The organism is Lysinibacillus sp. FJAT-14222, assembly GCF_001278875.1.
In the GTDB taxonomy this organism is placed as follows: domain Bacteria; phylum Bacillota; class Bacilli; order Bacillales_A; family Planococcaceae; genus Lysinibacillus; species Lysinibacillus agricola.
The window spans coordinates 1-7,345 of record NZ_LIYL01000032.1 but is presented as its reverse complement, the minus strand read 5'-3'; the positions used below and the strand labels follow the sequence as shown (position 1 = coordinate 7,345).

5 protein-coding genes, 19 tRNA genes and 1 rRNA gene are annotated in these 7,345 nt (G+C 42.4%); 22 read left to right on the top strand and 3 right to left on the bottom strand.

The window, feature by feature from the left end:
- The first annotated feature begins 83 nt into the window (after nucleotides 1-83).
- The 19 genes from AN161_RS14535 (at nucleotide 84) to AN161_RS14445 (ending at nucleotide 1,895) form a co-directional block, all read left to right on the top strand.
- Nucleotides 84-159, top strand: a tRNA-Val gene (locus AN161_RS14535).
- 3 nt (nucleotides 160-162) lie between these two features.
- A tRNA-Thr gene (locus AN161_RS14530) sits at nucleotides 163-238 on the top strand.
- Nucleotides 239-245: 7 nt separating this feature from the next.
- Nucleotides 246-321 (top strand) — tRNA-Lys (locus tag AN161_RS14525).
- 137 nt (nucleotides 322-458) lie between these two features.
- Nucleotides 459-533: transfer RNA gene (locus AN161_RS14520), tRNA-Gly, on the top strand.
- Between the two features lie 5 nt (nucleotides 534-538).
- Nucleotides 539-627, top strand: a tRNA-Leu gene (locus tag AN161_RS14515).
- 18 nt (nucleotides 628-645) lie between these two features.
- A tRNA-Arg gene (locus AN161_RS14510) sits at nucleotides 646-722 on the top strand.
- Nucleotides 723-735: 13 nt separating this feature from the next.
- Nucleotides 736-812: transfer RNA gene (locus tag AN161_RS14505), tRNA-Pro, on the top strand.
- Between the two features lie 6 nt (nucleotides 813-818).
- A tRNA-Ala gene (locus tag AN161_RS14500) sits at nucleotides 819-894 on the top strand.
- 26 nt (nucleotides 895-920) lie between these two features.
- Nucleotides 921-994, top strand: a tRNA-Met gene (locus AN161_RS14495).
- 7 nt (nucleotides 995-1,001) lie between these two features.
- Nucleotides 1,002-1,078: transfer RNA gene (locus AN161_RS14490), tRNA-Ile, on the top strand.
- Between the two features lie 15 nt (nucleotides 1,079-1,093).
- Nucleotides 1,094-1,186 (top strand) — tRNA-Ser (locus AN161_RS14485).
- A gap of 53 nt (nucleotides 1,187-1,239) precedes the next feature.
- Nucleotides 1,240-1,314, top strand: a tRNA-Met gene (locus tag AN161_RS14480).
- 3 nt (nucleotides 1,315-1,317) lie between these two features.
- A tRNA-Asp gene (locus AN161_RS14475) sits at nucleotides 1,318-1,393 on the top strand.
- 14 nt (nucleotides 1,394-1,407) lie between these two features.
- Nucleotides 1,408-1,483 (top strand) — tRNA-Phe (locus AN161_RS14470).
- A 5-nt stretch (nucleotides 1,484-1,488) separates the two neighbouring features.
- A tRNA-Gly gene (locus AN161_RS14465) sits at nucleotides 1,489-1,562 on the top strand.
- A gap of 1 nt (nucleotide 1,563) precedes the next feature.
- Nucleotides 1,564-1,639 (top strand) — tRNA-Ile (locus tag AN161_RS14460).
- Between the two features lie 4 nt (nucleotides 1,640-1,643).
- A tRNA-Asn gene (locus AN161_RS14455) sits at nucleotides 1,644-1,720 on the top strand.
- Nucleotides 1,721-1,730: 10 nt separating this feature from the next.
- Nucleotides 1,731-1,821 (top strand) — tRNA-Ser (locus AN161_RS14450).
- 2 nt (nucleotides 1,822-1,823) lie between these two features.
- Nucleotides 1,824-1,895: transfer RNA gene (locus AN161_RS14445), tRNA-Glu, on the top strand.
- A gap of 174 nt (nucleotides 1,896-2,069) precedes the next feature.
- On the opposite strand, the gene nadA is transcribed toward AN161_RS14445, so the two are convergent.
- From nadA to nadB, 3 genes are read right to left on the bottom strand one after another with little or no spacing between them, the layout of a single operon-like run.
- Nucleotides 2,070-3,173 (bottom strand): quinolinate synthase NadA, encoded by a 1,104-nt coding sequence (nadA, locus tag AN161_RS14440; RefSeq protein WP_053595065.1) that lies wholly within the window; start codon nucleotides 3,171-3,173, stop codon nucleotides 2,070-2,072.
- Entirely contained in the window at nucleotides 3,160-4,020 is an 861-nt protein-coding gene (gene nadC, locus AN161_RS14435) for a carboxylating nicotinate-nucleotide diphosphorylase (protein WP_053595064.1), read from the bottom strand. Before nadC ends, nadA begins: the two co-directional genes overlap by 14 nt.
- Nucleotides 3,974-5,563, bottom strand: coding sequence for an L-aspartate oxidase (nadB, locus tag AN161_RS14430; protein ID WP_053595063.1), 1,590 nt, complete (start codon nucleotides 5,561-5,563; stop codon nucleotides 3,974-3,976). The genes nadC and nadB overlap by 47 nt, the downstream gene beginning before the upstream one ends.
- Nucleotides 5,564-5,653: 90 nt before the next feature.
- Between nadB and AN161_RS14425 the strand changes: the two genes are divergently transcribed.
- The 3 genes from AN161_RS14425 to rrf form a co-directional block, all read left to right on the top strand.
- The gene (locus tag AN161_RS14425; RefSeq protein WP_053595062.1) at nucleotides 5,654-6,745 is read left to right on the top strand and encodes a cysteine desulfurase family protein; all 1,092 of its coding nucleotides are present in this window, start codon (nucleotides 5,654-5,656) and stop codon (nucleotides 6,743-6,745) included.
- Nucleotides 6,746-6,753: 8 nt separating this feature from the next.
- Nucleotides 6,754-6,888 (top strand): hypothetical protein, encoded by a 135-nt coding sequence (locus AN161_RS31060; RefSeq protein WP_277815949.1) that lies wholly within the window; start codon nucleotides 6,754-6,756, stop codon nucleotides 6,886-6,888.
- Nucleotides 6,889-7,273: 385 nt separating this feature from the next.
- Nucleotides 7,274-7,345: ribosomal RNA gene (gene rrf, locus AN161_RS14420) — 5S ribosomal RNA — on the top strand; the annotation flags it as partial.

Here is a 7,345-nt window from a genome sequence, read left to right as displayed (position 1 = left end):
ACACGGAAGTTAAGCTCTTTAGCGCCGATGGTAGTTGGGGGCTTCCCCCTGTGAGAGTAGGACATCGCTAGGCATAAAACCCAGGAGGATTAGCTCAGCTGGGAGAGCACCTGCCTTACAAGCAGGGGGTCGGCGGTTCGAGCCCGTCATCCTCCACCATTAGCCGGTTTAGCTCAGCAGGTAGAGCAACTGACTTGTAATCAGTAGGTCGTGGGTTCGATTCCTATAGCCGGCACCATAGTTTTGAGCCATTAGCTCAGTTGGTAGAGCATCTGACTTTTAATCAGAGGGTCGAAGGTTCGAGTCCTTCATGGCTCACCATTTAAATTGCCAACAATTATATGCGGGTGTGGCGGAATTGGCAGACAGACTTAGGANGGCGTGGGGGTTCGACTCCCTTCACCCGCACCATATTTTAGAATTTCATAATTGCCAGGATAAATAAATCTTATGCACATGCGGAAGTAGTTCAGTGGTAGAACACCACCTTGCCAAGGTGGGGGTCGCGAGTTCGAACCTCGTCTTCCGCTCCAAATGTGCCGGGGTGGCGGAACTGGCAGACGCACAGGACTTAAAATCCTGCGGTAGGTGACTACCGTGCCGGTTCGATTCCGGCCCTCGGCACCATTTTTCTTTTAATAATTAGCGCCCGTAGCTCAATTGGATAGAGCGTCTGACTACGGATCAGAAGGTTATGGGTTCGACTCCTGTCGGGCGCGCCAAATTAATATTTATCGGAATGTAGCTCAGCTTGGTAGAGCACTTGGTTTGGGACCAAGGGGTCGTAGGTTCGAATCCTGTCATTCCGACCATTTTATGGGGCCTTAGCTCAGCTGGGAGAGCGCCTGCCTTGCACGCAGGAGGTCAGCGGTTCGATCCCGCTAGGCTCCACCATAAAAGATAACCAGTATAAAGATCCTGGCGGCGTAGCTCAGCTGGCTAGAGCGTACGGTTCATACCCGTAAGGTCGGGGGTTCGATCCCCTCTGCCGCCATCTTAAAGGACCTTTAGCTCAGTTGGTTAGAGCAGACGGCTCATAACCGTCCGGTCGCAGGTTCGAGTCCTGCAAGGTCCACCATTTATATATTGTTACGGAGGTATACCCAAGTCTGGCTGAAGGGATCGGTCTTGAAAACCGACAGGCGGGTAACACCGCGCGGGGGTTCGAATCCCTCTACCTCCTCCAGTTTTTATCTTTATAAATGGTGCTTGAAAAACTCGAAAAGAATATTTTATTAACGCGGGGTGGAGCAGTGGTAGCTCGTCGGGCTCATAACCCGAAGGTCGTTGGTTCAAATCCGGCCCCCGCAACCAAATGGTCCCGTGGTGTAGCGGTTAACATGCCTGCCTGTCACGCAGGAGATCGCCGGTTCGATCCCGGTCGGGACCGCCATTTTTTAAAAATATGGGTCAGTAGCTCAGTTGGTAGAGCATTAGATTGAAGCTCTAAGTGTCGGCGGTTCGATTCCGTCCTGACCCACCATATTTGCGGGTGTAGTTTAATGGTAAAACCTCAGCCTTCCAAGCTGATGTCGTGAGTTCGATTCTCATCACCCGCTCCAAGGGCCTATAGCTCAGCTGGTTAGAGCGCACGCCTGATAAGCGTGAATGGTTCGAGTCNGTCCATTTAGGCCCACCATTATTCCGAAGTAGCTCAGTTGGTAGTAGCACCTGACTGTTAATCAGGTTGTCGCAGGTTCGAGTCCTGCCTTCGGAGCCATTTTTTATTTGGGGAAGTACTCAAGAGGCTGAAGAGGCGCCCCTGCTAAGGGTGTAGGTCGGGTAACCGGCGCGAGGGTTCAAATCCCTCCTTCTCCGCCATTGGCCCGTTGGTCAAGTGGTTAAGACACCGCCCTTTCACGGCGGTAACACGGGTTCGAATCCCGTACGGGTCATACTAAAATGCAGTAGATGTAATATACATCTACTGCATTTTTTTGTATAAGAATAGTTTTTAAGATTCTAATAATTTTCTCTAAAAATTGAACATCACAACATGTTCACGTTTGAAGACTCAAGTAATTATAATAAATAAAACGTCTACCAAAAATGAGTAGACGTTTTGCCATTTAAGCTCTTAATAGCATCCTTTCAAGTGAGCTACGTGCTTCTTCAGCTGTGTGAGTATCTACTTGAATGCGATTATGCGGTTGCCCCTGTTCTATACTTTCTAAAGACCAGAGTAGATGGGGAAGGTCAATTCGATTCATTGTAAGACAAGGACAGAAGTTCTCATTTAAAGAGATAATCTGCTTATCAGGATGCTGCTTAATAATACGATTAACGAGATTCATTTCTGTGCCGATTGCCCATGCTGAACCACTTGGTGCCTTATTAATCGTATCAATAATGTATTTTGTAGAACCTGCATCATCTGCAGCGGCAACAACCTCGCGACTACATTCAGGATGAACAATGATGTGCATATTTGGATGAGCTTTACGTACAAACTCCGTATGCTGAACTGTAAAACCCTCGTGCACAGAGCAGTGTCCCTTCCATAAGATGACTTGGATGTTTTCTGGGGACTGATCTGTCTCTAGCATATTTGTTTGAGGATTCCAGACTGCCATATTCTCTAGCGGTATTCCTAAATCATACGCAGTATTTCTACCTAAATGTTGATCTGGCAAAAAGAAAATACGTTGTTTTTGTGTAAATGCCCATTTAACCATTTCTTTTGCATTGGACGATGTAACACAGGCTCCTCCATGTCTTCCCGTAAATGCTTTGATGGCAGCAGTAGAATTGACATATGTTAGCGGGATAATGGTATCGCCAAAAAGCTGTTGTAAAATCGGCCATGCTTGTTCTGTTTGATAAATGTCTGCCATATCTGCCATTGAACATCCTGCTCGCATATCAGGTAAGTAAACATGCTGCTGTTCAGTTGTAAGCATGTCAGCTGTTTCTGCCATAAAATGTACTCCACAAAATACTATATGTTCAGCCTCTTTGTTAGCTGCTGATAATTGAGCAAGCTGCAAAGAATCTCCTGTTACATCTGCAAATTGAATCACTTCATCTTTTTGATAATGATGCCCAGGGATGAAGAGTTTACTACCTAATCTCTTTTTTATAGCTATAATGCGAGATTCCATTTCATTTTTAGATAATCCACGATAATGCTCTGGTAGTAGTGACGTTTGTTGTAATAAACTAGTGATGGACAAGGGAATTAGCTCCTTTCGTTTGTACAAGTGCACTAATATCAAAGGCTTTTACTGAATGTGTTAGCGCTCCGAGAGAAATCCATTGAATGCCTGTTTTAGCATAGGTGTTTAAATTTTGCAGTGTGATGCCTCCTGAAGCTTCTGTAGCAATATGTGGGGGAACGGCAGGAAGCCATTCACGTATTTCTTCAGGGCTACGATTATCAAACATAATGATGTCTGCGCCGGCTGTAATTGCTTCAACTAGCTGTGCTTTTGTTTCGATTTCCACTTCAATTTTAATAGTGTGACCGATTTTCTCTCGGGCAGCCTGTACTGCCTTAGTAATACTACCTGCAAACGCAATATGATTATCCTTTAGCATTATCGCATCGTACAAACCATTGCGATGGTTGTAGGCGCCACCGATTCTAACAGCATATTTATCCAACATACGCATTCCCGGCATTGTTTTGCGAGTATCGCATATTTTCGCATTAGTGCCTGCTGTTTCATGCACCGCTAAATTTGCAGCTGTAGCGATAGCAGACATGCGCTGGATAACATTCAAAATCACCCGCTCACCAATTAATAACTTTTGAAGAGGACCTTGAATAACAGCGAGAACATCACCGGTATTTACTTCATCACCATCTTTTTTACAAAGTATAATTTCCATTGATCGATCAAGTAGAAGAAATCCATGCTCAATGATGAGGGCTCCACAAAAAATGCCACTTTCTTTCGCATAAAACGAAAAAGATCCCTGCTGTTCGGCAGAAAATATAAATTCACTCGATAAGTCCCCATCTCCTATATCTTCATTGAAAAATTGCTTGAGCATTTCCTCGAGTTTGATGATATTCATACAATGAATTCCTCACTTTCATCTGTCCTTGTCGAAAAATGATCCAGCGGTTTACCCACCGTCTATCATTTTGTGGTTTATCAGTGCGAATATGAGCTCCGCGAGTTTCTGTTCGTGTAATGGCTGCGTGTACCATTAATGTTGCGACAGTATGCATCATGTAAAGTTCAAGTTCTTGTCGATTCAACCCATCTAAATCAGCATGAAGAAGTATTTGCAATGACGGCAATTGTTGTACGAATTGTTGCATATCGATAGGATTTCGTACAATGCCTAATGTGTGCATCATTGTTTGTTGTAATTGATCTTTTGTAAATAATGACGGCATTGATTGTTGGTGATGTTTGTCATCAATCAAGAAATTTTCTTGCTTGCAACCCGTTTGAATAATGTATTGGGCCATTCTTTGCCCAAACGTAATGCCTTCTAAAAGAGAGTTACTAGCTAAACGATTGGCACCATGCACCCCAGTACAAGCAACTTCTCCAATTGCATATAGATTAGAGATAGATGTTCTTCCTTTGTCATCAGCAACAACACCACCCATTAAGAAATGGCTACCAGGTGCCACAGGAATTAAGCCATTTTGTAAATTAACGTTATTGTCATAGCAAAGCTGAGCAATCGTAGGGAATTTTTCTTCAAAGTGCTCAATATTTGAAATATCAATAAATGTTTCTTGCCCAGCAGCACGTTTATCAAATAACGCATGTGCAGTAACATGGCGTGGTGCTAGGTCCAGCTGTTCATGTATGCCTTTCATTATGGGATGACGGTGTGCATCAACAAATATTCCTCCGGCGCCACGCACAGCCTCAGAGACTAAACCTTTAGCCTCGCCTTTACACCAAAGTAAGCTTGGATGAAATTGCATAAATTCCATATCACTGATGGCAGCTCCCGCACGATAGGCCAAAGCGATACCATCGCCAGTATTTGTAGCAAAATTGGACGTACAAGAATAAAGAGCGCCTGCACCTCCTGTTGCGAGAATGATGTGGTGGGCAAGATAGCGCTTCGTTCCCTTTGCTCCTTTTGTCAGAACGCCAACACAATCCCCATTTGTATTTAATAAAAGCTCGTAAGCCATTTCGTAGTAATTCACAACGATAGTAGATGTAAGTTGATCGAGCAAATAATCTATCATTACTTGACCAGTACGATCACCACCTGCATGTAAAATACGGTGATGACTATGCGCCCCCTCTAAGCCTAGAGCTGGCGACCCATCAGCTTGTCGATCAATTGGGATGCCTTCTTTTAAAAAATCACGCATAATATCTGTGCCGTTTTTTATAAGTACTTCAACATTCCTTCTTTCATGATGAAATTCACCAGCAGTCAATGTATCGGCAATGTGAAATTTTGGATGATCTTCTTGACTCGTAACAGCAGCAATCCCGCCTTGAGCACGATAAGAACTACTCATTTTTACAGATGACTTTGTAACAATCTGTACTTGAAAATGTTCTCCTAGCAGCCGAGCAGCTTGAAGTGCAGCGATGCCACTACCAATAATAAGTACATCTGTCATTACATCCATACCTATACCTTCTTTACAGTTGTCTTGACACATATCTTTACATAAAATAAAAAAGAAAACAAGACCTGATGAACTAGAAAGGAGAATAAGATGATTTATCTAGATTACGCTGCAACCTCTCCAATGACTCCAAAAGCTCTTAAAGCATATTGTGAGGTAGCAGAACGGTATTATGGAAATAGTGCAAGCTTACATGATTTAGGAGGGCAAGCGCATTATTTTGTTGAACAGGCAAGAGCTGTTGTAGCAAGATCTCTTGGAGTAAACAGTGATGGTGTAATCTTTACTGGAAGCGGAACTGAGGGCAATCTAATTGCGATTTTGTCATTAGCTTTAGCGTCAAATAAAGGGAAGCACATTATTTCATCACAAGCTGAACACACATCCGTACATGCAGCATTAAATACACTTAAAAAAATGGGCTTTGAAGTCACGAAGTTACCTTTACAACAAGATGGTTGTATTCATGTGGAGCAATTACGAGAAGCAATACGAGAAGATACGGCTTTAATCACTATCCAACATGTAAATTCAGAGATAGGCTCTATTCAACCTATAGAAAAAATTGCAGAGATTGCAAAACAATCAAATGTCCTCTTGCATGTCGATTGTGTTCAGTCTTTTTGTAAGCTTCCATTAAAACAGCAAGTGGATGCTATGACTGTTTCAGCTCATAAAATAGGTGGGCCAAAAGGGTGTGGAGCTATCTATATTAATCCAAAGCTCCGTGTCCCTGCATTAGCACCAGGTGTGACACATGAGCGTGGGTTAAGGGGAGGAACATTAGATACTCCAGCAATTGTCGCCTTTGCAACAGCGATTGAAGAATATCATTATGAGCGGCAGCATTTTGAAGCAGTACGCGAATATTTGAAGCGAAATTTACCAGAAACGTGCCGGATCATGGAATGTAAGGATCAATTGCCTAATATTTGCGGTATTTTGATGGAGAAAATCGAGGGCCAGTACGTTTTGTTAAAGTTAAATGAAGCAGGGATATGTATTTCCACAGGAAGTGCCTGTGATATTCATAGTGAATCTGGTACGAAGGCGATTTTATCAATGGGCTATTCTATGGAAGCAGCTCGCCAATTTTTTAGAATTTCTTTTGGTCCAGTAACAACATTTGAAGAAATAGACAGATTACAAAAGGAACTGTCTGCTATCCGCCGGAGGCTTTAGGCCAACAGATGTTTTTTGTGCGAAAGCGTAGTGCTAACGCAGCGGCAGCAACAGATGTTTTTTGTGCGAAAGCGAAGCGACAGCAACAGCATGATGTAGGTCACTCAGTCGTGTGTTGCTGTCGCTACCAGAACACTTGCTGAAAGAAGTTAAATTTATTCAGGTGAAAGAAGGCAAATGATCTTTCACCTGAATAAAATAGATGAAGAAGAGAAAAAATCTATGATTAAATATATTAATAGAATATAAGGCAATAAATTATAGCTTATTTTTTATTTAGTTTTGACATTATAAATTAATTGTTTTCTTTTGATTAAACAATTGTTATAATGAGTAGCAGAGTGATAATTTCTCTTACGTAACAAAAATATCTTCAAAAAGTAATAATTTCTTTTTTTTTATAAAAAAGTATTGCACAATTTGAGAAAACGTTATACAATAATTCTTGTCTTGAAGGACAGGTAATCAACTTCAAAACGAAATACATAAGGGTTTCAAGATACGATGTATATTGAAAGCCGTTAATAGTCTAGTGATGATGGCAAAGAGGTCACACCCGTTCCCATACCGAACACGGAAGTTAAGCTCTTTAGCGCCGAT